Consider the following 24,632-nt stretch of genomic DNA (forward strand, 5'->3'; position numbering starts at 1 on the left):
ATTTGTTAATAGGGTTATTTGTCGTTATTTTCTATTTTAGTCCCGACGATGAGTTTCATGTCGGGTGTTTTAAGTCTGGTTTTCAGCCATTCTTCCATCTTCTCGCGCGTCTCGGTATTCAGTTTCTTTTTTAGGGTGAGGCTGACTAAGGTCAGTGAATCCTTTTGCAGGCTGTCACTAACAGCATAGGAGAAAGTGCGGGCAATGCTGACACGAGCCGCTTCTGGAAAGAGCGTAGCCATTTCCGCGCTGATGGACTGAGCCTGTAATTCGGTCTTTTTGTAAACGTCCAGTTCTTTTTGCAGTTTGTCCGCACGTTGTTGTTCGTTGGCTAAGAGTTGCGCGTTTTTGTCGGCTTGCCTGCTTGCCGGATCATTCAGCATGGTCTTCAGTTCGCTGGCACTAAGATTTTTTGTTCCTTGTACAATGGATAGTTTGGCATCTTCCAGTCCGAAATTTTCCATTTGGCTTTTCATTCGGGTTAATTCTTTTTCGGGGATTTCTTCACCGATGGTCACGAGGCGGATTTCTTTGGTATGATAGTCCACTTCTTTGGCTATTACCTGAGTTTGTTCCGATGTGACGACTTGTGCCACGAAGTTGTTGGCTTTGCTGGTGAAAAAGTTTTCACGTACCAACATGTAAGTCAGCAAGGTTGAGGGTAACATCGTCAATACAGCGATGGTGACGATGATGTGTTTCACTCTTTTTTCCCGTTGTTTGTCCACGAACACCTTCTTCTTGAAGTCGAAGATGTTGACTCCGATGAAAGTGGCAAGGCTTATGAATATGGAGTTAATCAGATAGAGATAGAAAGCTCCGGCGGCGTAAATCCAGTTTCCGGTGGCTATGCCGAAGCCTGTGGTACAAAGGGGAGGCATGATGGCTGTGGCTATGGCTACGCCTGGGATTACGTTACCGCCTCGTTGCCCGGTGCTGCACAAGGCCACGATGCCGGCCAATCCGCCGAATAAGGCGATGAGCACATCGTAAATGGTGGGCGAGGTGCGGGCCAAAAGTTCCGACTGGGCTTCATCTATCGGGGTGATGGCAAAATAGAACGTGGCAGTGAGTACGCTGAAAATGGTGGCCGTGGCGAAACTTCGGAACGCCCTTTTGAGCAATTCGAAATCATTGATACCTACGCCTAATCCCATGCCCATGATAGGTCCCATGAGAGGTGAAATCAACATGGCACCGATGATGACGGCGGCCGAGTTGGTGTTCAGCCCTAAAGAAGCCACGAAGATGGCAAAAATCAGAATCCATAGATTGGCACCCCGGAATTCCACGCTGGCCTTGATGGAAGCTATCGTTTCTTCTTCGGGAGCTTTGTCGTTACGTAAGCTCAGCAACCTACGAATGAACAGGTTGAGGTAACCTCGTTCCTTTTTTGTCTTGTTTTCCATTGCTTTTATTTTTGAGGTTTACGAAAATATTTGCCGATGACCGGTAGGCTTCGTACCGGCAGGTCGTGTTTCAGGATATGTCCGACGAAGAGCAGGATGAGCACCGTGTTAATGCCCAACCGTGTCCATACGGGCCATTCTTCGGGTGTACCGGCCATGATGGTGTAGAAGCCCCCGGCAATCAGTACGTAGATGCCGATGGATTTCAACGGATAGCGGACGGGGTTTTTCTTCTGTCCCACGATGTAGGACAGGAGCATGGCTGTGGCGTATCCGGCGAAACCGCCCCAGGCACAAGCCATGTAGCTGTATGTCGGGATAAAGACGATGTTGACCGCAAAGAGGACCAAACAACCGGCAGTCGAGAACCAGGCCCCCCAAATCGTCTTGTCGATGAGCTTATACCAAAACGAAAGGTTGAAGTATATCCCCATCATGATTTCGGCAGCCATGACAATGGGGACAACACGTAAGCCAGGCCAATAATCGGGTGCTATGATGCGTTTCAGGATGTCCATGTAGCCGATGACGCAGAGGTATGCCAGAAGGGTGAAGATGATGAAGAATTTCATGGCTGAGGCATAGGTCTCCCCACTGTTCTTGTCCTTAGCCTTGCCGAACACGAACGGCTCGTAAGCATAGCGGAAGGCTTGGGTAATCATGGCCATTATCATGGCAATCTTCACGCAGGCACCGTAGATGCCCAGTTCGGACTTGGCCGTTTCTGCGTCACCGTACACCAACGGGAAGATGATTTTGTCGGCCGTCTGGTTCAGGATGCCTGCAATGCCAAGAATCAGGATGGGCCAACTGTAGCCCAACATGCGTTTCATTAGCCGGGTGTCGAACCGATATTTGAATCCTGTCAGTTCGGGAATGAAAAAGAAGGTGATGAACGATGTACAGGCAAGGTTCAGGATGAAGGCATATCCCGGTCCGACAGACGGGTCATAGATTGCGCCCACCCATGCGTGGCGGACGTACAATGCCGGAAGCACGACGAAATAAAGGATGTTCAACGTGATGTTGAGCACGATGAACAGCATCTTCAACGCAAAAAACTTGATGGGACGGTGTTGGTAGCGCAGCCATGCGAAAGGAATAGATTGAAAGGCATCCAAGGCTACCGTGACCGCCATGACACCCACGTATTCCGGGTGTTCGGCATACCCCATGGCAGAAGCTATCGGATTAAGGAAAGAGAGTACGAGCAAGGCAAACAACAGAGACAGGCCACCTACTATGGTGAGTGTCGTGCTATAGACGGTTTGCGGATTTTCCCCCTCTTTGTTGGCAAAACGGAACAGCGTGGTTTCCATGCCGAACGTGAGGATGACCATCAAAAGCGCCACGTAGGCATAAATGTTGGTCACGATGCCATAGCCTCCGCTTTCTACGGTCATCTTGGCCGTATAGAGCGGAACCAGCAAATAGTTCAGGAATCTTCCGATGATGCTGCTTAGTCCGTAGATGGCGGTGTCTTTGGCCACCGATTTCAATTCTGCCATATTTCGTCCGTTTTGTTTCTATTATGCCCCGAAAAAGAGATAAGCCACACCGATGGCGGCCACTATACCTGCCAAATCGGCCAACAGGCCGCAAGCCACGGCATGCCGCGTGCGGGTGATGCCCACGCTGCCGAAGTAAACGGCCAATATATAAAAGGTGGTGTCTGTCGCGCCTTGGAAAATACAGCTCAACCGCCCCACGAAGGAGTCGGCGCCATAGGTTTCCATGGCATCCACCATCATGCCGCGCGCCCCGCTGCCGCTCAGCGGTTTCATCAGTGCGGTAGGCAAGGCACCGACAAAGCCTGCATCGCCGCCGCAGGCTTTGACGACAGCGGCGATGCCGTCTGTCAACAAGTCCATGGCACCCGAAGCACGGAATACCCCGATGCCCACTAAGATGGCGACTAAATAGGGAATGATGCGTACGGCTGTGGTAAAACCGTCTTTTGCTCCTTCGATAAAAGCGTCGTACACGTTAACGCGTTTTCTGACACCGGCAGCCATGAAAGCGATGATGATGCAGAACAGCAACACGTTGGCGATAGTCGTGCTCCACAAGTTCATTTCTTCTTTGTCCAACCGGCTGAAGCCATACACGATGCCGGCCACGGCCAGACAGGCCCCCCCCAATGCCAGTACGACCACCCTGTCCAGCAGGTTGATGCGTTGATAAAGGCTGGTGACGATGATACCCGTCAGCGTGGAGGCAAAGGTCGCCAACAGAATCGGGATGAACACGTCCGTGGGCTGTGCCGCTCCCATTTGGGTCCGGTAAACCATGATGCTGACAGGGATGATGGTCAGTCCCGAAGTGTTCAGCACGAGGAACATGATCATCGGGTTGCTAGCTGTGTCTTTTTTCTGGTTCAGTTCCTGAAGGCTTTCCATGGCTTTCAGTCCCAAGGGCGTGGCCGCATTGTCCAGCCCCAACATATTGGCAGAGATGTTCATGAAAATGTTTCCGATGACGGGATGGTTCTTGGGAATGTCCGGGAAGAGCTTGCAGAAGAGCGGGCTGAGGCCGCGTGCCAGTATATTGACCACTCCGCCCCGTTCCCCGATTTTCATGATGCCCATCCAAAGCGAGAGCACGCCGGTCAGGCCGAGGGAAATCTCGAAAGCCGTCTTGGCGGAACTGAACGTGGAGTCCATGATGGCCGGAAACACGCCGGCATCGCCTGCGAATACCAACTTCCCTGCCGCGATGAGGAATGCGATGCCGAAGAATGCCACCCAAATGTAATTCAGAACCATAGAAATCTCTCGTTACATGATTGAAAGGCAAAGTTACATAAAAAATGGGACGCATGCCCGTTTTGTGCGGAAAAGATGCTATCTTTGCCGCACAATGGAAGAAGATTTCGACATACGCCGTTCCTCAAACTCGTCTGCCGAGCGCGAGTTCGAGAATGCCTTGCGTCCGCTCCAGTTCGGGGATTTCAGCGGACAGTTGAAGGTGGTGGAAAACCTGAAAGTTTTCGTCGAGGCTGCCAAGTACAGGGGCGAGCCCCTCGACCATACTTTGTTGCACGGTCCTCCGGGATTGGGGAAGACCACGTTGAGCAACATCATAGCCAACGAACTGGGCGTGGGTTTCAAGGTCACGTCCGGCCCTGTACTGGACAAGCCGGGCGATTTGGCCGGTATCCTGACTTCGCTGGAGCCGAACGACGTGCTCTTTATCGACGAAATCCATCGGCTTAGTCCCGTAGTGGAGGAATATCTTTATTCCGCCATGGAGGACTACCGGATAGACATCATGATAGACAAAGGCCCGTCGGCGCGCAGCATACAACTCGATTTGAATCCCTTCACGTTGGTGGGTGCCACTACGCGCAGCGGCCTGCTTACCGCTCCCCTCCGTGCCCGTTTCGGCATCAACCTGCATCTGGAGTATTATGACGCTGAGGTGCTTTCGCGCATCGTGGAACGTTCGGCGCACATTCTTTCCGTACCCATCGAGCACGATGCTGCCATGGAGATTGCCGGACGCAGCCGTGGAACCCCCCGTATCGCCAATGCGCTTTTGCGGCGTGTGCGCGATTTTGCCCAGGTGCGCGGCACGGGACGGGTGGACATGGCCATTGCACGTTATGCATTGGAAGCTCTGAATATCGACCGCTACGGACTGGACGAGATAGACAACAAGATTCTGCTTACCATTATTGATAAGTTCAAGGGCGGGCCGGTTGGCATTACGACCATCGCCACGGCCATCGGGGAAGATGCGGGGACGGTGGAAGAGGTGTATGAGCCTTTCCTGATTAAAGAAGGGTTCATCAAGCGCACGCCGCGCGGACGGGAGGTGACGGACATGGCTTACAAGCATTTGGGGCGCAGCCGTTTCACGACGGAGTTGCAAGGCAGTTTGTTTGACGATTAAAACATAGGAAAGAGATGGTTACTTACAATACGGACGGCGTGAAGATGCCCTCCATCAAGAAACGCGAAAACACGGCCTGGGTGAAAGCCGTGGCTGCGAGTTACGGCAAAAGGGTAGGCGAGATTGCCTATATCTTCGTGGACGACGAGAAGATTCTGGAGGTGAACCGCCAGTATCTCGGGCACGATTATTACACGGACATCATCACGTTTGATTATTGCGAAGGTGACGTGATTTCGGGCGACCTCTTCATCAGCCTCGACACGGTGCGGACCAACGCCGAGCAGGTGGGGGCAACCTACGAAGAGGAACTGCACCGTGTCATCATACACGGTATCCTGCACCTTTGCGGCATTAACGACAAGGGGCCGGGCGAACGTGAAATCATGGAGGCGGCCGAAGACAAGGCTTTGGCTTTGCGTTCTTCATTGGCCCAATGACGGGAGGAGGCAAATGTGGAAGACCTTGTTGTGCGTCGGAGCCGGTAGTTTCGTGGGCGGCATGGCCCGCTACGGGCTGACCCGGTGGGTCTCGGCGGGCAATTTTACTCATCTCCCGTTGGGAACGATGGTCGTCAATGTGGCGGGTTGCCTGTTCATCGGCTTGTTGTACGGTTGGTTTGAGCGGGCGGATGTCTTGTCCCCCGAGTGGCGTTTGTTCCTCACGGTGGGCTTTTGCGGAGGGTTTACCACCTATTCCACGTTCGTACACGAGAACTACATCCTTTTCCTTTCAGACAAGTTCTGGTCGTTTGCCGCATACGCGGTGTTGAGCTTTGCCTTGGGGCTGTTGGCCGTGTGGTTCGGTCATTTTCTGGTACGTGTTTTCTGATTTTCCCTCTGGAGACACAAGATTGTCAATCTTAGACGTAAATCTTTTCCGGCGTTTCCCACGGAAAGGACTACTTTTACTCCGGTTAAACATGAAAGGGAAATGAAAAAGATTCTTTTTACGGTTGGGCTGTGGTGGCTGGCACTGTGCGTACAGGCTGACGGGCATATCAGTCGGTTGAGGGCGGAACTGCAAGACAGCCGCTCCGATTATGTATTCGTCGTGGCCCACAGGGGCGACTGGCGGCATGCGCCCGAGAACTCCGTGGCGGCCATCAAAGGGGCAGCAGACATGGGGGTGGACATGGTGGAGATTGACATCCAGCGGACGAAGGACGGCGGTTTCGTGCTGATGCACGACGGGAACATCGACCGCATGACGGATGGTAAAGGCAACGTGGCAGACTACACGGTGGAGGAACTGAAGCGTTTCCGCCTGCGCCGGGCGGACGGAAGTCTTTCGGACGAGACCATACCCACGCTGGAGGAAGCCCTGACGGCTTGCAAGGGGGCGGTGCTGGTGAACATCGACAAGGGCGGAGATTACCTGTCCGAGATTGCACCGATTATCCGCAAGACGGGTACGGAAGACCATGTGGTGCTGAAGGGGCGCGGCACGGTAGAGGAGGTGGAACGGCAGCTTTCCGGCTACAAGGACATTCTTTATATGCCCGTGGTGGATCTCGATGGTGAGGGCGCGATACCCTACGTCGCTTCGTTCCTTTCCGCATTCCGCCCACAGGCCGTGGAGGTTATTTTCAAGACAGACCGTTTTGCCAAGTTGTCCTACTTGCCGGTGATAGCCGCATCGGATTGCCGTGTCTGGATCAATACGTTGTGGGCGAGCCTGTGCGGCGGCCATGAAGACGGGAAAGCCCTGTCCGACCCCGATGCCCACTGGGGCTGGGTGCTCGATCGCGGGGCCTCTGTCATACAGACCGACCGTCCGGAAGAGTTGATTGAATATTTGGAGAAAAAAGGAAGAAGGAACCTTTGAACCAGTCCGGTTCCCACCGTAGAGCCTGAACGGTAAGATGGAAAAAGAGGTCGTCTGGAAGATTTTATCCGGACAGCCCCTTCAATATAATAGTTTTTTATTAACTTTGGCGCAAATAAAATGAGAATTTAACATGCAAGAGCGCCATTCCGACCGCGAACGTTATTTTGACGAGCAGGCCCGTACGACAGAGAAATATTATATTCCTTATATCCGTAAATGCTTCCCTGAACTTCCGCAAGAGGTGTTGGAAGTGGGTTGTGGCGAAGGGGGTAACCTGTTCTCGTTCGCGAAGTTGGGTTGTTCGGTGACAGGAGTGGACATTGCTGCCGGACGTGTTGCCGAGGCCCGTAAGTTTTTTGCCGAGAGAGGGGCGGAAGGTACTTTTGTCGCGTCCGACATTTTCAAATTGACGGAACTGGAGCATAAATTCTCCCTGATATTGGTGCACGATGTGATAGAGCATATCAACGACAAGGCCGGTTTCCTGAAAGGCCTGAAACGCTATCTGGCACCGGGCGGTGTGGTGTTTATGGCCTTTCCGGCATGGCAAATGCCTTTCGGCGGCCACCAGCAAATAGCGCACAGCAAGGTGGTGTCTCATTTCCCGTTCCTTCATCTTCTGCCTTTTCCACTCTATAAGGGCGTGTTGGCCGCAGCCGGTGAAGACGGGCCGACCATCCGCGAACTGATGAACATCAAGCGCACACGTTGCCCCATAGAGAAGTTTCAGGCGGCATTGTATGCCACCGGCTATCGGGTCGTAGACCGGCAACTCTATTTCATCAATCCGCATTACGAGACGAAATTCGGCCTGAAGCCCCGTAAGCTCCATGGTGCGCTTTCCGTCCTGCCATACGTGCGTAATTTTTTCAGTACAAGTTGTTTCTATCTCGTGCAGCCCGAAAGAGGGTGAATGCCGTTTGTCAAAATGTCATTCCGGCCTGTGCGTGGCTCGCGTATTTGGCGTAGGGTCGGGGAGTGACTTGAAATATCGCAATCTCGGGCTTCGGCGGGCATGCACGAAGATAGCTGAAAAGGCGTTGGACTGTCATAAAAGAACGGCATGCCCGGATTTGTCCGTATGGTTCGGGACGGCTTGTCAGCGTCGGTGGGTTTGGCCTTACTTTTTGACAGTCTGTTTAGACAAGCCGGAGAGGTTCAAATAGAGGAAAAAATACGTTTTGTGGTGTTTGGAAAACGGATTGGGAGAGGTTTTTTCCCGTTTTTCGTCATTTCATTTTTTCAATCTGCTGAGAATGATTTTTTTCTTTCAGCCGAATGATTTTTTATTCTCATGAGAAAAAACGGCATATATGCGATATTTTTCCGCATATATGCCGTTTGAAGTGAATATTTATGCAGCCATGCGTTCCTATCCTGCCCGTTTCCGCTTTGGGAAGATTCCGTAAGAAGCTGTTTGGGCTGACTTTTTGCCATGTCGGTCACGGCGAACGGTGACAGAATGAAAACGGTTGCCTTGTCATTCTCCCATACGGAAGTCGCTCACGGCAGTCTGTTGCAGCGAGACTTCCTCGAAAAGGCTTGTACATTCGCCCTTCTGGGGGCATTGGCTGGCGATGCCTACCCATATCTTGCCGGGATAGTAGTTTTTATAGAGCCGCACCATCTGCCATTCTTTTTGGTCAAGGGAATAATAACTGGCTATTGTGCGAGTGTCCGACGAAATCTTCAGATAGACGGAAGGTACGGTGAGCCGTTCATGGTTGTTGTCGTCGGAAGTCCCCTGGGTGCGCACCGTGACGATACGGTGGTTTCCGCGCTCGTCCTGTTCAAAAGCGAACTTCTGCCACAACGTGTCGTTGGCATACACGAAAAGGTCGGCCGCGTTGTACGTCCCCTCCGTGGTGAATCCCGGCGTCACTTTGGCCGTGAGCGTGAAAGGTTGGCTGTTGTCCACTTCCGTGAGCAGGATAGGCAGGGTGGTGTTGCTCAACTGTCCGCCGTTGGGGTCGCAAAAGAAGTCGAGTTTCTCCGTACAACGGAATTCTATTGCACGTCCGTCTTTCACGGTGACGCAAGTGTCTGCCCCGTTGAGTGCACCCGTGAAAGTGATGCCATCCATGCGGACATCGCAGGAAGCTACTTTGGCGGAAACTGCCGTCGTGTCAGCCGTGACCTCTTCCACCATGTTTTTTCCCTGATTCTTTTGTTGGCAGCTTTGCGCAGCCAGTCCGGTAACGATAAGTGCCGGGAGGATAAATGCTTTTCTCATAAATGGTATGATTATATTGGGGTTGTTTTGAATGCCTTTTGAAGGTTTCCGGTTCAAAAATACGTCGTTTTTACTTTCCGGCAAAATGAAAACAGGATGTTTTTGGGGGAATTCTCCTGAAAAAACGAAAAAAGTCAAACGATAATAAAAATCGTTTGACTTTTTCTTTGTACCCAGACCCGGGATCGAACCGGGATGGGTTGCCCCACTGGTGTTTGAGACCAGCGCGTCTACCTATTCCGCCATCTGGGCGCATCTCTCTTGATTGCGAGTGCAAAGGTAGGCGTTTTTTTTATATTTGCAAAACTTTAGCCGGATTTTTTTCTTATTCCGGCATTATTTTATGAAAATCGTTTGATGGAAGCGGGTAGAGCGGCTTATGCCACTGACGATGTAGATGCCCGGATGGAGCGGGACTCGTAGGGTCTCGTCCTGAAGTAAGGTCTGGTAAATGCAGCCTCCTGAAGGGGCATAGATGCCGAGCCTGCAAGGGGTATCCGAAAGTTTGTCTGCCCGGAGTATGTTTCCCGGTTCGCAAGTGAGACGGAAAAGGGTCCGGGATGTATCATCGGGAAAGGAGATGCCCGGAACGGCATCCGGGTTTCCGCTGTCCGGTTGGCGCATAAAGAACCATTGGCGGTGGCAGGCAGTCGGAGCGGAACCGTATTCCCACAGACCGACTGTTGTGCCGGCCGTATGATGTTCGCCTTCCAAGTCGAAAGCCTTCGATCCGTCTTCTGTCATGATTTTATAAAAGAGCCGGTCGATGGGAGTGAGGGTAAAGCTTTGTCCGGCTTGGGGAGAAGTTTCATATCCTAACGCATAGTCCGGCGAGTGGTCGGTCAGGATATCACCGTTGCCGTTGGTAAAGGTATATCCGTTTCCGTCCGGTTGCAGTTTCCAAGTTTGTTCCGGAGTGTATGACAGAGGTTGTAAAGTCACCTTGCCGCCGGATGCCTGCAGGGCTTGGTCGGCTGCGTTACGGGGGCATATCCAGTAAGGAAGGCCGGGGCGTATGGCGTTGTCGGCATCCGCGCTTTCTTCCACGGGGATGACGAACGTGATGATGCTGTAGGCTGGGAGCTTGTAGGTCAGTATGCGGTCTTCGAGTGTGTAATCGGCCGTTGGGGACAAATCCTCGGTCTCCGAGCTGCGGAGTGCCGTCAGCCCGTTGCTTATGGATTCGTAAAAACTTAAATCGGCACGATGCACGACGGGTAAGGCGTTCGGATTGATGGCCACTATGGTGAGGCTGTCGCCTTCCGGGTTGCGGGCTGCCAGTGTCTGTCCGTTCAACGACGTGAGGAATGTGTAGCCCGGACGGATGAATTTACTGAAGTGTTGGCGGATGGAATAGTTCTTCACCTTGTGGTAGGTCTGTTTCGTGAAGTCGCCTTGCACCAGGCACCATTGGTCGTTGCCCTCCTCCACGTATTGCCAGTCCACCCACGCCACAGGCATAATGTAACGTATGTCGTCCATCAGTTTCTGTGCCAGGTTCAGGTTTCCGGCAATACCGCTTCCGCCGCTACCTACTTCGCTCATCCATAGACGGATGCCCTGTTCCTTGCAGAGGGCACTGATTTGGCTGCGTGCCTGCGTGGTGGCCGAGTAGGTGTGCGTGTTCCATTGTCCGACGAGGGGCAGCACTCCGGCGGCCTGATAACCTTCAAAGTCCCTGACCGACTGTGCGGCATCGGTTTCTTCCGAGGCCGAGATGACGGTGTTCAGGCCGGAGGCTTTCAGGATTGGGTGCAACACTTTGAGGAAAGCCACTTGCGAGGCAATGTCGAAATGGCATCCTTCTTGTCCTCCGTTGGCTCCCCAATAACTCGTCATCGGTTCGTTGAAAGGCGAAAGCGTACGGAACTCTATGCCGTATTCCTCTTTATAATGTCGGCACACGTCTACCAGATAATGGGCGAATGCTTCATAGTATTCCGGTTTCAGGTTGTCGGCCGACGCATTGGTACTACCCGCACAACATCCGCTGTAAGTCATGTAGTAGGGACAGGAATTGCTGAAGGCCTCGAATATGGCATCCGGACGCTTCTCTTTGATTTTCAGCATGATTTTACGTTGTGCGGCATCACGGTTCCAAATGTATTCACCGTCCGGGCTGTCTTTGAAGCCTTCCATTTCCGCACGCAGGCCTTTTCCGCTTCCCATGTGGTGCGGCGTGCAGTTCCGGTTTTGCGGGTCGTCTCCCCCACCGATGTTGTAGCGGAAAATACGGTAGTCCAGTCCGTCCGGGCTGACCAGCCAATCCACAAGTTCGTCTATCTTCTCATCGCTCCACTTCCCGCACATGTTGGCCCACCAGCAGAGCGAGATGCCCCATCCCTCGAACTGTTGGCGGGTAACGGCCGGGTTGATGACGTAGACTGAGGTGTCGGCAGGCGGAGCCTGATGCACGTCGGTCGTAAGGTACCACAGGTGCCGGGTGTCCGTCCCGTCTTTGTCCGAATACACGGCTGACGACGCTGTCGTCCCGTCCGTTCCTAAATATTTGTTGTTGTATTTGCAGCGCAGCTTGATGAAGAACTTTCCGGAGTTCTCTATGGCATACAAGGCTTTTGCCGATGAGGGGTCGGTTGTGAAGGACGTGTTCCATTGTCCGCTCAGTGACAGATAACCTTGTCCGTCGGCCGATTGCAAGGCATAATATCCGTTGCCGTCGGGGATGAATGTAAGTTTTTGGGGCGACGGGGCATCTGCGGCTTCCAATACCGCTCCTCCTTGGGCGTCTTTGGCCACATGGTTTCCACTGGAGTGCATGAGGAAAAATGCCGTGGGACTGTTGATGGTTTGTGCCAAAAGCAGGGCCGGTAACCACAGAAATATCCAACCGGCCAGATAAGTGTAAAGTCTGTTCTTCATCTGTTTTGAATTTGAAATCAGGTTGATGGGGTAAAAGTACGACGATTCTGCAAGAATAACAAGCAAATGGGGGATAAAAGTTTATAGCTGAAAGTATTTATGGCTTCTTGCCGGAAGATTATGAGGAAAAAGTTGGCTTTGAAGACGTTTTTTATTAGTTTTGCGAAGACTACTTATTTATTATTTATCAAAAGAAGAAGCGTATGAATACATTGAAGAATTTTGCTTTCGGTGTGTGCTTGTGCGGCACATTCGGGTTAGGCCTGGCCCTGTTGGGGGCTTGTACATCTTCGGGTGGAAAGACGGAGACGGTTATGTCCGATAGTGTGGATACAGAGCAAGGAAATGCGGTGGTCGAGGCCATAATGTCCCGGCGCAGTATCCGTAAGTACAAAGACCAACCGGTGGAACGCGAGAAGTTGGAGACCATTGTGAATTGCGGTATCAATGCGCCTAGCGGGATGAACCGTCAGCCTTGGCAGGTGCGTGTGGTGGACAATGCCGATTATATCGATGGAATCACAGAGGTTTTCAAAAAAGCCAATCCGAAGGCGGCCGAAGAACCCGGTTTTAAGAATATGTTCCGGAATGCTCCCGCCGTGATATTCATCGCATCCCCGAAGGACGGAAGCGGCCAGTTGGACTGCGGGCTTTTAGGTGAAAACATGGTGTTGGCAGCACAGTCTTTAGGACTCGGAACTTGTTGCCTTGGCGGTCCGATTGCTTTCATGACAGGCAATCAGGAGGCCGCTTCTTATCTGGAACGTTTGCAACTCCCGGAAGATTATGTTCTGCTGTATGCCATTGCTGTGGGTTATCCAGACGAGTCTCCCGCTGCCAAACCGAGAGATGCGGAGAAGGTTAAGTTTGTGGAATAAACTGTGTATTTAAGTGATTTTAAAATTCCTTTTTCGAGTTTGTTCGTGAAAAGGGTTAACTTAGCGACAGTTTACACTAGCCTTTGAATTATGGAAGCAAAAGACCAGAATTATTGTGTGATATTGGCCGGCGGCATCGGCAGTCGTTTGTGGCCTGTAAGTCGTAAAGAGTTGCCCAAACAGTTTCTCGACTGGTTCGGAACGGGGCGTACTTTATTGCAACAGACCTACGACCGTTTTCGCAAGATTATCGATACCAAGCATATTTTTATCGTGACCAACGAGCATTATGCGGATTTGGTAAGGGAACAGTTGCCGGATGTGGCACAAGACAGAATATTGAAAGAACCTATCCGGCGGAACACCTTGCCGAGCGTGGCGTGGGCTACGACGTGTATCAGCCACCTTTGTCCGCACGCCAATGTGATAGTTTCTCCCGCCGACCAGTTGATTCTGGAGGAGAAAAACTTCGATGATGACGTGCTGAAAGGATTGGACTTCGTGGGGCATTCGGATTGTCTGCTGACCATGGGAGTAAAGCCGACCCGTCCCGATACCGGGTACGGGTATATCCAAGCCCATGAGAATATGGAGGAAGGGGCGTTTGCCCGTGTGAAGTCCTTTACGGAGAAGCCCGCGTTGGATTTTGCCCGTGTATTCATGGAAAGCGGGGAGTTTTACTGGAATACAGGGTTATATCTGTACAACGTCCGTACCATGATGAAGGCGATTCATGATTTGGTGCCAGACTATCGGGACAGCCTGACGGAGGCCATCGATGCCATTGACGAAGATGATTTCTGTCGCGTGCCGGCCCATTTCGATACCTTGCCGAACCTTTCATTGGATTATAGTATTTTGGAAAAGAGCGAGAATGTCTATGTACAGGTGTGCGACTTCGGATGGGCGGATTTGGGCTCATGGTGCTCCCTGCACAATGATACGCAGCACGACCGGCAGGACAACGTGTTGCTTAATACCGAAGCCTTGCTGTACAACAGTGAAGGGAATGTCATTTGTTTGCCTAAGGGAAGGATAGCCGTTATTGATGGATTGAAGGGCTTTGTCGTGGCAGAAAAAGGCGATGTGCTGATGATTTGCCCCAAGGATGACAGTGCGGCATTAAGGCGTATGATGACAGATGCCCAGATGAAGTTGGGAGAAGAGTTTATTTAGCTTTCTTATTATATATAAGGTATAATAAAAGCGCGGTTTCTCACGAAGCCGCGCCTTTATTTTGTCGTGTGTTTTGTGTTATCGAATACCTGCCATGTAGTTATCCGAGATAGCTTTGGCAATGGCCTTGAACTCCTCATCCGTGAACGTCAGTTTAGGGTTACTGAAAAGCATGTCCTTTTCGTTCTGCATGGGAATCAAGTGGATGTGCGCATGGGGTACTTCCAGTCCCAAAACGGCTTGTCCTACTTTGATGCAAGGAAAAGCCTTTTTGATGGCCTCTGCTACGTGCTTGGCAAAGACTTGCATCGCACCGATTTCTTCGTCTGACAAGTCGAAGATGTAATCCACTTCGCGTTTGGGAATGACCAACGTATGGCCCTTCACCAAAGGATTGATGTCGAGGAAAGCATAGAAACGGTCGTTCTCTGCGCATTTATAGCTCGGAATCTCTCCGGCTACGATTTTACTGAATATGGTAGCCATGGCGGTTATTCAAATGAAATGTTCGTGATTTCCAGTTGTACGGTGCCGTGCGGGATTTTGATTTCTGCCACGTCGCCTACTTTCTTGCCTAACAAGCCTTGCGCGATGGGGGTCTGCACAGAGATTTTGCCTTCTTTCAGGTTGGCTTCCGTTTCAGACACGATGGTGTATGTCATCTTCATGTTGTTCTTCACATTGCGCATTTCTACCTTGGACAGGATTTGTACTGTGTCGGCTTTCAGTTTCGAGGTGTCGATGATTTTGGCATCCCCGATGACTGCTTTCAGTTGGTTGATTTTCATTTCCAACATAGCCTGATGCTCTTTGGCGGCATCGTATTCCGAGTTTTCACTCAGGTCACCCTTGTCGCGTGCCTCTGCGATGGCTGCCGAAGCTGCCGGACGTTCGATGGTTTCCATTTCTTTGAGTTGGGCCACCAGTTTGTCGTAGCCCTCTTGTGACATATAAGCCATAATTATTCCTCCTTAATTATTATTATGCGTTTTTACTTGAAAAGATAAAAACAAAAGAATTCCGGCCTTAATCAGCCGGAACCCTTTTGCCTTTTCCTTTAATGATTCGATGCAAAGTTAAGCTTTAAAATCTGAATCACAAAGATTTTTGCATTTTTTTCTATTTTGCCGGGGATGGGGATGGGGAAAAAAGTATTAAAAACAGGTTATGAATGATTTTTGGCTCTTTTTTGCACGATTCTGCTCCTTGCTTTCCTTGCTATACCCTTATCTTTGTGGTACAGAACCAAGAATACATTAATCAGTGCAAATGGCTAAGAAAATTAGCATTATGATGTATTGTCGGATGAGAAGTGGAATTGCCGGTAAATGAAAACCACCGAAGAAATTCAATATGGTGGAAAGAAAACATATTAACCATAAAACAATTCATTATTAGAAAATATGAATATGAAAATTTATGCAGTTTTAGTATTAGTCTGTTTGATGACGAAACTTAACGCCAGAAGTCATGACAAAGTCGTGTTATTGGAGAATCCGGTTCCCGTTTCTTCTGTGAAGAATATAACAGGTTTCTATGGAGGACGCATGAAGTTGAACCGTGATATTTACCTGAAGAATTTTCCTATAAACAGATATGTGGATTTTATCGTGGAACGACAGCATATCCAGTGGGACTGGACAAAAGCCGAACAACATGGCAAATGGATTGAATCCGCCTATTTGTCGGCTATTCAGGGTGGTGATGATGAACTGTTATCGAAGGCTCATGCTGTATTGAAACGTATTATTGACTCACAGGAAGATAATGGTTATTTGGGAGCTACGGCCCGGAGTTATCGTTCTGGCAAAAGACCTGTCAGGGGTATGGATGCCTATGAATTATACTTTGTTTTTCATGCCTTTATGACAGTATACGAACAGACTGGAGATGAAGAGGCACTGGTCGCTGTTGAAAAGTTGGCAGATTATTTTTTGAAATATTTTGGTCCCGATAAGTTGGAATTTTGGCCTTCGGATTTGCGGGCACCGGAGAATAAGCGCAAACGGGTGGATGCCTTGTCTGATTTTGCAGGGCATGGAGTACATTATTCATGGGAAGGAACATTGCTTTGTGACCCTGTCGCACGGTTATATGAACTGACCGGAAAGAAGAAATATTTGGATTGGAGCAAATGGGTCGTTGGCAACATTGACAAATGGAGCGGTTGGGATGCTTTTTCCCGATTGGATTCTGTGGCAGACGGCACATTGGGGGTTGACGAACTTCAGCCTTACGTGCATTCACATACGTTCCAAATGAATTTTATGGGTTTTCTTCGCCTATATCGTATTACAGGCGACAAGTCTTTGTTCCGTAAAGTAGAGGGAGCGTGGGAGGATATCCACAAGCGCCAAATGTATATTACCGGTGGAGTCAGCGTGGCTGAACATTATGAACACGGCTATGTAAAACCGGTATCGGGGAATGTGGTTGAGACTTGTGCCACAATGTCATGGATGCAACTTACGCAGATGTTATTGGAACTGACCGGGGAGTCTAAATATGCGGATGCAATGGAACGTTTGATGATGAATCATGTATTTGCCGCTCAAGATTGCGAGACTGGTACTTGCCGTTACCATACAGCCCCGAACGGAACGAAGCCCGCTAGTTATTTTCACGGTCCTGACTGCTGTACGGCAAGCGGGCACCGTATCATTTCCATGTTGCCCACTTTTATGTATGCGGAAAGAGGTAAGGAGTTTTTTGTGAACCAGTATCTGCCGTCCCATTATATAGGAAAGGATTTCGCTTTTCAGATTTCCGGTAATTATCCGGAGGCGGAGAATATGGAGTTGACCGTCCTTTCAGAGAAGGCTGTTGACAGGGTGTTGAATCTGCGTATTCCCAGTTGGTGTAAGGCTCCTCGGGTATCTGTAAATGGGAAAAATGTGATAGGCGTGGAACCGGGGACTTATTTAAAAATATCCCGTAAATGGTCTAAAGGGGACAAGGTTAGTATTGTCTTTCCTATGGAGGAAAGGTGGGTGATGCGTGAACACCATAGCAAATACACTACTTATACACTTCCCTGGGGAGAGATTATGTATAAAGAAGAACCGACGGACAGAATTCCATACGCTTTTCTACGTGGTCCTATGGTTTATTGCTTGGATATGGTGTGGAACAAACAACTTTGTAACGATGATGTGGACTTGGCAAAGGATATACGATTGAATGTAAGCGTTAAGCCATCTGTGGTGGATAAGCCTTATGCCAATATGGTAGGACCTGTTTATCGTACGAAAGCATTGTATAAAGGAAGTGAAGTGGAAGTCTTGCTCACACCGTTTGTTGACATCGGGCAATGGTTCCGTCCGTCCGGACAGAAACCGGAAAAGAATGCAGAGATGTTTACTTACGGTATTTGGTTGTATAAGGAATAGGTGTTTAGTCTCTTATAAAAAGCATGTGGGGTGTAAGAAACAGACTATGTTATCATTTTAATCTTAAAAAATATTACCCATGAACAGAATGAAATTATGTTTGCTGGCTGTATTAACCTTTGGCCAAGGTATGGCCGAGGCTGCATTTCGGGATAATCCTACCGAAATGACGACTTCTATTGTAAACCCGAGTTTTGAAGACGGGGCGACGGGTTGGGCAAATGCCGGCTTTTGGACACAGACGAATGATTCACCGACAGGAGAAGGATGGACGAAGGATGGCAAGATTTATATGGAACGGTGGGTTGCTGATTCCCAAACGTTGCCTGATGCTGATTTGCACCAAGTCGTTTCGGAACTTCCGGTCGGTGTGTTTAAGGTGGTTGTCGATGCGCATGCCGTGAATCAAAAGGGGGAACCGGAAGTTTGTCAAGGAGCTTTCCTGTATGCCGGACGGCATGAAACGTCTGTCCATAAGGGTGGTGAATACCAACTTCGTGCCGTAGCCGTGAATGGCATATTGGAAATCGGGTTCAGGCTGAAAGGTACGGATGCCAATTGGGCAGCGGTCGACCATTTCCGTTTGTTGTATGAAGGACACGATGTGGAGGCTTATAAAGAGGAACTGGACATCCTGTTGGCTGTGGCAGAGGAAGGCGCGGCACAGGAAAACTGCCATAACCTGACGAGTCTTCGCAAGGCGATTGAAACAGCAAAGGAAACAGGGGATTCGGTGGATGAGTTAGTAGCCGCACTGCAAGGATTGGATGCAGCTATCAATGAATACGACCGGTTAGCTGTGCAGTATGGGGCTTTTGAACGGGCGTTGCTCAATGCGAAGAAGTTGTATGACGGCAGCGATTATGCCGGAAAATCATTGTTTGGAAAAGTGATAGAGGAACTTGAACCTTTGGCTGACAATCCGGAAGGGCAAGATTTGATGGAGGCGGTTTCCAAATTGGAGAAAGCCACACAGGACTATCTGGACACCCGTCCGTCCAATTGGATGACTATCCGTAACGGGGCTTTATGGGTGGACGACCGAGGTGAGCCGGTACAGGCTCACGGAGCAGGTTTCTTGCAAGTCGGCGACACGTGGTACATGATAGGCGAAGACCGTAATAATACATGGAATCCAGATGTGAACATGTATTCAACCAAAGACTTCGTGCATTGGAAGTTTGAGCGTAAGATCATTAAGAACGGTGTGACGCACCCGTCTTTGGGGAATGGCCGTTTCATCGAGCGTCCCAAACTTATGTATTGCCGTAAGACGGGAAAGTATGTCGTGTGGTGCCATTGGGAACAAGGGAACTACGGGGCTTCCGAAGCTGCTGTTTTCTATTGCGACTCCGTGAACGGGGATTATAAGTTCCATTGGGCAGGACGTCCGTTGGGGGTCAAGTCGCGGGATTGCAATGTCTTTGTGGACAATGACGGTACGGCCTATTTCATATCCACCATCGAGGAGAACCAGCATTTGGGACTTTTTAGGCTGTCGGACGATTATTTAAGTGCGGTGGAATATACGGAACTGTTTAAGTGGCAGTCGCGCGAAGCACCGGCCATCGTGCGCCATGGCGATACCTATTTCATGATGTTTTCGGCCTGTTCCGGTTGGGATCCGAACCAAGCGACTTTTTCTTATTCCAAATCGCTTACTTCCGGATGGTCTTCGCGTGCAAATATCGGTAATTCTATTGCGTATGACACCCAGGCGGCTTCTGTCCTGACGGTTACCGGTTCCAAAGGCACGTCGTATGTGTATGTCGGCGACCGTTGGCAAGACCCGGGATTGGCTGAATCCAAGACCATCATGTTCCCTATATCTTTTAATGGAAATTCCATCGTATTCGATTATAAGCCCCAGTTTGATTTGGATTTGTCCACGGGGCAATGCCGGGATGTCGCGCAGTCATGCTACGTCCCGAAAGGCAAATGGAAAGTGAGGGCATTCAGCAGCCAGGAGACCGGCTCGGAGAACGGAGCGGCAGCCAATGCCATCGACGGGAACCTACAGACGAAATGGCACACCCGGTATAGCGGAGGCGTGGCATCGGCTCCCCACCACATCGAGGTTGACATGGGAGAAGAACATGAGATTGCCGGTTTCCTTTGTGCTCCGCGCATGGACAATTCTTCCAATGGCTTGGTTCGTGACTATATGTTCTTGGTAAGTACCGACGGAGAACAATGGGAGGCTGTCTCCGGAGGCACGTGGTTGCCTTATTATGCCGGGGTTTATTTTGAGCCTGTCAAGGCTCGTTATTTCCGGCTAGTGGCATTGGCGGGGCAGTATGCCAGCATTTCTGAAATCGATATATTGCAAGAGGCACCGGATTCTTTTGCACCTGCATCGGTGAATGGATCATGGCGTTTGGGAGAAAGCTCTCCTTTTTATAATACAAATCCGACGGTACGTAAAAGGAGTACCGTGACCCTTACGGCCAAGACCGGGAGTTCTGGTGGAAGTTGGGCTTTCTATGGTCCGGACGGGGAAATGGGACATACAAACGAATACCGGATTGATAAAGTGTCGGATGATAACGTGGGCGTTTATACCTTTATATATAGCGACCAGTATTGCCAAAGTGCCAAAGTGGATTTCCAATTATCTATCCGTGGGACGGATGTGGAAAGTGTCGAATCAGGCTTGGCGGTGGTGGATACGAAGTATTACACGTTACAAGGTATGGAAGTGTCCGAGCCTTCCGGAAAAGGCATGTATGTCGTGAAAACCTGTTATGGCGACGGGAGCGTGAAAGTGGAAAAGAAATTGTTGGACTAAAGGTTGGAAAGCGATGAAAATCAGTAGCGTGCTTGCAGGCATGGCCATTCTGGTGGCGGCTTCCGGTAACGGAAGGGCCGAGGTTTTGCCTTACATGCCTTTAAAAGGAGATTTTGGCGGGGCAAACGTGACGGATGTCGAGGGTTTCATTCCGAATATCGGTGATTATACGTTGCAAATGTCTGTTCCGGCCGGATGTCCGGTAGGAATTGCTTTTGGCAATGTGGAACATACGATGGAAGACGGCGGTATGTTGCGTGTAGCCTGCCACGACGGCACAGCCTATGTGTTTGAGAATGGGTTGTACAAGAAGAAAGTGGCGGTAAAGCCACAATACACCCTTTCGGAAACCAACGTCATACGTAATGGCAGTTTCGAGGAAGTGGAAACGGACTTTTCGGGCGGTCGTTGGCAACCGGACGTGTGGGAAACATGGGACGGAGGCAAGCCAACCTGGGGAGGAGAAACCGGCAAGACGAACGTGAGGGAAAACCCGTCCTACCGGAGTGACGGTTTGAAGTCTTTGGTCATGCATAGCGAAAGCCGTTATCTGATGCAGCAGTTGGAACCGGAGGCGTTGAAACCGAACACGGCCTATTTGCTGACTTACGATTACTGGACTTCCGAAGGATATGGCAATGGCAATGCGGCCTACCGTATATTGTTAGGTACCGACCGTTGCAAGGGCGATATTGCGGATTTGCAAGGGCATGTCACACCGGCAGCCGGTATGGGCAAGGGCAGCTATGCTTTGCTCATACAGACCCCGGAGGTATTGCCGGAAAATATATGGTTCTCTTTGTATCGGGCTGAGTCGAAAGTCGATTGGATTGACGATATTGAACTGGTGGAAGTGGACACGGAAACGAAAGGCATTGAAGGACAAGTAAGCAATGTGGTTTACTTGGGGGGATATGCCTTTGCGCCAGACAATCTTGTATTGAGTGACAGCCATAGCATGGAGATGACGGATTATTTGGTGAATGCCGGTTTCTCGGACGGGACATTTGCGGGTAACGCCCCTGTGGGTTGGACGCTTTCCTTTTCCGCACAGTCTAAAATCAGTACGGGGGAGAAAGGCGGGGGGATTATTCCTGGCGGACAAAACCATTGGCAATTGTGGACCGGCAGCGGTGGAATGGACGGAAAGGCCAGTCAGGCCGTAAGCGGTCTTCCAAACGGGAAATACAGTGTAAAGGCCGCAGTGTCTTCATCCTTTAATGGCAAAGTGCAACTTTTTGCGAACGAGGGCAGGACTTCCGTCCTGTCTGGCAATCCTAAAATATATGAAACTTCGGGAATCGTGTTCAACGGTACGCTTGAATTGGGATTGGAAGTGGATGCAAGCGGAAGCCCGACAATAGACATGGATAATTTCGAGCTGACCTATTGCGGAAACGACCGGGAAGGATATATGAAGATAATGAAAGGCATGCTCGAGGAAGCGAAAGCCGATACGCTCGTCATGGTTTCCGGTGCGGATGACTTGCCCGGATTTAATAATCTTGGCGCATATCGCCGGGCTATCGATGCGGCCGAGTCGCTTGAAGAAGACGCTTCTGCCGGGAGGTTAATCGAAGTTGTCGGCTTGTTGGACGCTGCGATGAAGGAATATGATGGCATTGTGGCCGAATATAAGGTCTTAAAGGATGCTTTCAATCGTTTGGAACAAATTGTGGAAACATCGGATTATGCCGTCAAAGACCGTTTCTTGCAGACGTTGGCGGAAGCACATGCTTTATATGAAAGCAAGGAAGACCGGCGGGAGGAAATAGCTCCCATGTTGGATCGGATAACGGCAGACCAGAAGGAATTGGTGGCTCATGCCGATTTGAAAGCCGCGATAAAGAAAGCCCAAGCCATGTTGGACAAATCAGACTATCCGGGCAGGCAGGACTTTGCGGATGCCATAGCCGGGGCACAGGCTGCCTACGATTTGCCGGTAGGGAAAGACATGTCGGTCGTGATGAAGGAACTCCGCATGGCACAGGCACGGTATTATGATTCCCAGTACACCCGTCCGGCAATGGCACAGACGGTAAGTGAGGTGGACTATGACTTGGGGAATGGAGTGGAGAAATATGTGCTCCGTGTGGACGGGCGTCCTTTCTACATGACCAATGTGCAGGTCCGTTTGGACAAGCTTTACGGTTATGAAGGGTGGAACGACAGTGAGCTTGAAGCCGTGATGGAACAGGCGGCATCGGATGGCTTCAATACGGTGTCCATTCCGGTTTTCTGGCGGGAGGTGGAACCAGAGAAGGACCTTTTCGACTGGCAGATTTTGGACAAGTATATGGGGTGGTGCAAGAAATATGGCATGAAGATGGAGCTTCTGTGGTTCAGCTGGAGCAGTGGCGGCCGTGTGCAATACCTTTGGAACTGCAATGGACGGAAGGAACTGCGTACGCCGGATTATGTATGTTCCATCGATGGCACATCCGAGTTTAATATGCTCCAAAAGACTTTTGAATATTCGTTGGATTGGCGCGACACGGACCTGCGCGACCGTGAACGTTACGTGCTGTCCCAAGTGATGGAGCATGTGGCCCTTTGGGATGCCAACAATGGAGCACCCCATGTCGTGGTGGGAGTACAGTTAGGCAACGAGGCCCGCGGGCATGGCGGCAATCCGGCCACGCCGGATGAAATCATCAATTATTACCATCATGTGGGGGCTGCCGTGAAGGAATCCAAGTACAAAGTCTGGACACGTTTGAATTGTGTGAGTTATGAAACCAGTGGCAGGACTTCGGCCAACGAAAGAAAACGCAATAGCGGAGGGACGAACATAGACTTTGTAGGTATTGACATTTATGGTACGAATGCCTCAAAGGTAAAAGGAAACATGGACGGGCAGTTGGGGACGAACGGGAAGAATTTCCGTATGATTATGGAGATAGATGCCAAGGATGCCAACTCGCCTGTTTACCAGATGGCGGCCTTGGCCGGTGACAAGTCGTTCGATTACTATAATTATTGTGTGGTGGACGGTAATGCCCTTTATGGGGCGGATGGCCATAAACTGGTAGAACGCGGGCACATCGGAGAAGTGCGCCAAAGGAACAAAATGCTGAACTTGGCCAACCAGGACATTGCCGTCAAATCGCACGGGAAAGGTTTGTACGTCTATAATTATGCAGGAAACTCAGTGTCTGCGGAAACCGGTCTTGAAGGCATTTCTTTCCTTCCGTCTTCATCGCGGGTCCAGGCTGTGGCTGTGCGGCATAGTGCCCGTGAGATATTGCTCCTTTCCACGGCCCGGGGGACTTTCGTGTTGCCGGCCACCATGAAAGTTACGGATGTTTCTTTCGGCTATATGGATGAAGAAGGACGGTGGGTACGCGAAACCGACGGGGAAGTCGTAAACAGGAAAGTCACGTTGGACGGAACGGCTTGCGTGCGTTTGGAGATAGGTGAAGAAGGCACGGGGGAGGAATCATACGTGGTGAACCCCGAGTTCAACAACAGTTACATGGTGGACGGGGCACCTTATGGTTGGACGAATACGACCCATGCGTCGACCTCTAAGATCAGTGTGGAAGCCAAAGGCGACGGGACTGTGATAAAAGGTAACGAGAATCATTGGCAGTTGTGGCACGGTGGTGGCCTTGAAGGCAAGATAATGCAGGTGGTCACGGGTTTGCCTGAGGGACGCTACCGCTTGTCTGCCGGTCTGGTATGTTCCTTTGGTGGCGGAAGCATCCGGCTTTTTGCCGGGGATGCGGAGGCGCCCGTGCGTAACGGGGCTTCTGCCTTTTATGAAGTGGAAGCTGAGGTGAATGGAGACGGTAGCCTGCCCATAGGGTTGGACATCAAGACAGACGGAGGACAGACCACCATTGAGTTTGACCATGTGAAACTTGTTCCGGTGGGTTCGGGGATTTTCGGCTTGACGGATTCCGGCGCGGCCCCGCAGGACTTTGAGGTGTACACCCTTCAAGGCATCCGTGTGAAATCGGGGAACGGCATGCCGGAAGAAGCCGTTGAAGGGTTGCCGCGAGGTGTCTATATAGTGAAAGGCAAAGCAAGTAATACTAAAATAATGTTTCGTGAATAGGTAATTAGTTTTGTTGAGTGCCAACGTGCTTCTTTCTTTCATGCCGTGGAGCGTTTGAATAGCTTATGGCATCGGGAAACAATGCACGTTGGCTT

The 24,632-nt window shown here is 50.5% G+C and carries 17 protein-coding genes and 1 tRNA gene; 10 read left to right on the top strand and 8 right to left on the bottom strand.

Annotated elements, in window-relative coordinates:
* Positions 1-14: 14 nt before the first annotated feature.
* From E0E47_RS12225 to E0E47_RS12235, 3 genes are read right to left on the bottom strand one after another with little or no spacing between them, the layout of a single operon-like run.
* Positions 15-1,409: a TIGR00341 family protein gene (locus E0E47_RS12225; protein ID WP_008629400.1), complete on the bottom strand. Its 1,395-nt coding sequence runs from the start codon at positions 1,407-1,409 to the stop codon at positions 15-17.
* Positions 1,410-1,414: 5 nt separating this feature from the next.
* Positions 1,415-2,917, bottom strand: a complete 1,503-nt coding sequence (locus E0E47_RS12230) for a lipopolysaccharide biosynthesis protein (RefSeq protein ID WP_130893840.1) — start codon at positions 2,915-2,917, stop codon at positions 1,415-1,417.
* A 21-nt stretch (positions 2,918-2,938) separates the two neighbouring features.
* On the bottom strand, positions 2,939-4,174 hold the full coding sequence (locus E0E47_RS12235) for a nucleoside recognition domain-containing protein (protein ID WP_130893841.1): 1,236 nt from the start codon (positions 4,172-4,174) through the stop codon (positions 2,939-2,941).
* A 94-nt stretch (positions 4,175-4,268) separates the two neighbouring features.
* Here E0E47_RS12235 and ruvB point away from each other — a divergent pair, with 94 nt between their 5' ends.
* The 5 genes from ruvB to E0E47_RS12260 all read left to right on the top strand — a co-directional run bounded on the left by ruvB (position 4,269) and on the right by E0E47_RS12260 (position 8,046).
* Entirely contained in the window at positions 4,269-5,303 is a 1,035-nt protein-coding gene (gene ruvB / locus E0E47_RS12240; protein ID WP_008629409.1) for a Holliday junction branch migration DNA helicase RuvB, read from the top strand.
* A gap of 14 nt (positions 5,304-5,317) precedes the next feature.
* Positions 5,318-5,743 carry an rRNA maturation RNase YbeY gene (ybeY, locus tag E0E47_RS12245; RefSeq protein WP_008629410.1) on the top strand — a complete coding sequence of 142 codons (426 nt, stop codon included), beginning with the start codon at positions 5,318-5,320 and terminating at the stop codon, positions 5,741-5,743.
* A 13-nt stretch (positions 5,744-5,756) separates the two neighbouring features.
* On the top strand, positions 5,757-6,134 hold the full coding sequence (crcB, locus tag E0E47_RS12250; RefSeq protein ID WP_130893842.1) for a fluoride efflux transporter CrcB: 378 nt from the start codon (positions 5,757-5,759) through the stop codon (positions 6,132-6,134).
* Positions 6,135-6,236: 102 nt separating this feature from the next.
* On the top strand, positions 6,237-7,130 hold the full coding sequence (locus E0E47_RS12255) for a glycerophosphodiester phosphodiesterase family protein (RefSeq protein ID WP_130893843.1): 894 nt from the start codon (positions 6,237-6,239) through the stop codon (positions 7,128-7,130).
* 133 nt (positions 7,131-7,263) lie between these two features.
* A complete protein-coding gene (locus E0E47_RS12260) occupies positions 7,264-8,046 on the top strand; it encodes a class I SAM-dependent methyltransferase (RefSeq protein WP_008629413.1) in 783 nt (260 codons plus the stop codon).
* A gap of 567 nt (positions 8,047-8,613) precedes the next feature.
* Here E0E47_RS12260 and E0E47_RS12270 read toward each other — a convergent pair.
* The 3 genes from E0E47_RS12270 to E0E47_RS12280 form a co-directional block, all read right to left on the bottom strand.
* On the bottom strand, positions 8,614-9,216 hold the full coding sequence (locus E0E47_RS12270) for a DUF1349 domain-containing protein (protein WP_415959484.1): 603 nt from the start codon (positions 9,214-9,216) through the stop codon (positions 8,614-8,616).
* Between the two features lie 320 nt (positions 9,217-9,536).
* Positions 9,537-9,618: transfer RNA gene (locus E0E47_RS12275), tRNA-Leu, on the bottom strand.
* Positions 9,619-9,702: 84 nt separating this feature from the next.
* Complete coding sequence (locus tag E0E47_RS12280; RefSeq protein WP_130893846.1) at positions 9,703-12,246, bottom strand: glycoside hydrolase; 2,544 nt, start codon at positions 12,244-12,246, stop codon at positions 9,703-9,705.
* Between the two features lie 203 nt (positions 12,247-12,449).
* On the opposite strand from E0E47_RS12280, the gene E0E47_RS12285 reads away from it, so the two are divergent.
* Together E0E47_RS12285 and E0E47_RS12290 are read left to right on the top strand one after the other, a co-directional pair.
* A complete protein-coding gene (locus E0E47_RS12285) occupies positions 12,450-13,124 on the top strand; it encodes a nitroreductase family protein (RefSeq protein WP_008629417.1) in 675 nt (224 codons plus the stop codon).
* Between the two features lie 90 nt (positions 13,125-13,214).
* Positions 13,215-14,300, top strand: coding sequence for a mannose-1-phosphate guanylyltransferase (locus E0E47_RS12290; protein ID WP_008629418.1), 1,086 nt, complete (start codon positions 13,215-13,217; stop codon positions 14,298-14,300).
* 78 nt (positions 14,301-14,378) lie between these two features.
* Here E0E47_RS12290 and E0E47_RS12295 read toward each other — a convergent pair whose 3' ends face one another.
* A complete protein-coding gene (locus E0E47_RS12295; protein ID WP_008629426.1) occupies positions 14,379-14,786 on the bottom strand; it encodes an HIT family protein in 408 nt (135 codons plus the stop codon).
* Between the two features lie 5 nt (positions 14,787-14,791).
* Positions 14,792-15,259, bottom strand: a complete 468-nt coding sequence (greA, locus tag E0E47_RS12300) for a transcription elongation factor GreA (RefSeq protein WP_008629428.1) — start codon at positions 15,257-15,259, stop codon at positions 14,792-14,794.
* 444 nt (positions 15,260-15,703) lie between these two features.
* Between greA and E0E47_RS12305 the strand changes: the two genes are divergently transcribed.
* The 3 genes from E0E47_RS12305 to E0E47_RS12315 all read left to right on the top strand — a co-directional run bounded on the left by E0E47_RS12305 (position 15,704) and on the right by E0E47_RS12315 (position 24,537).
* Positions 15,704-17,689 carry a beta-L-arabinofuranosidase domain-containing protein gene (locus E0E47_RS12305; protein ID WP_172604702.1) on the top strand — a complete coding sequence of 662 codons (1,986 nt, stop codon included), beginning with the start codon at positions 15,704-15,706 and terminating at the stop codon, positions 17,687-17,689.
* A gap of 79 nt (positions 17,690-17,768) precedes the next feature.
* Positions 17,769-20,477 carry a discoidin domain-containing protein gene (locus tag E0E47_RS12310; RefSeq protein ID WP_130893847.1) on the top strand — a complete coding sequence of 903 codons (2,709 nt, stop codon included), beginning with the start codon at positions 17,769-17,771 and terminating at the stop codon, positions 20,475-20,477.
* Between the two features lie 13 nt (positions 20,478-20,490).
* Complete coding sequence (locus E0E47_RS12315; RefSeq protein ID WP_130893848.1) at positions 20,491-24,537, top strand: beta-galactosidase; 4,047 nt, start codon at positions 20,491-20,493, stop codon at positions 24,535-24,537.
* The last annotated feature ends 95 nt before the right edge of the window (positions 24,538-24,632 follow it).

It is taken from the genome of Paraprevotella xylaniphila YIT 11841, assembly GCF_900683745.1.
GTDB classification, from domain to species: domain Bacteria; phylum Bacteroidota; class Bacteroidia; order Bacteroidales; family Bacteroidaceae; genus Paraprevotella; species Paraprevotella xylaniphila.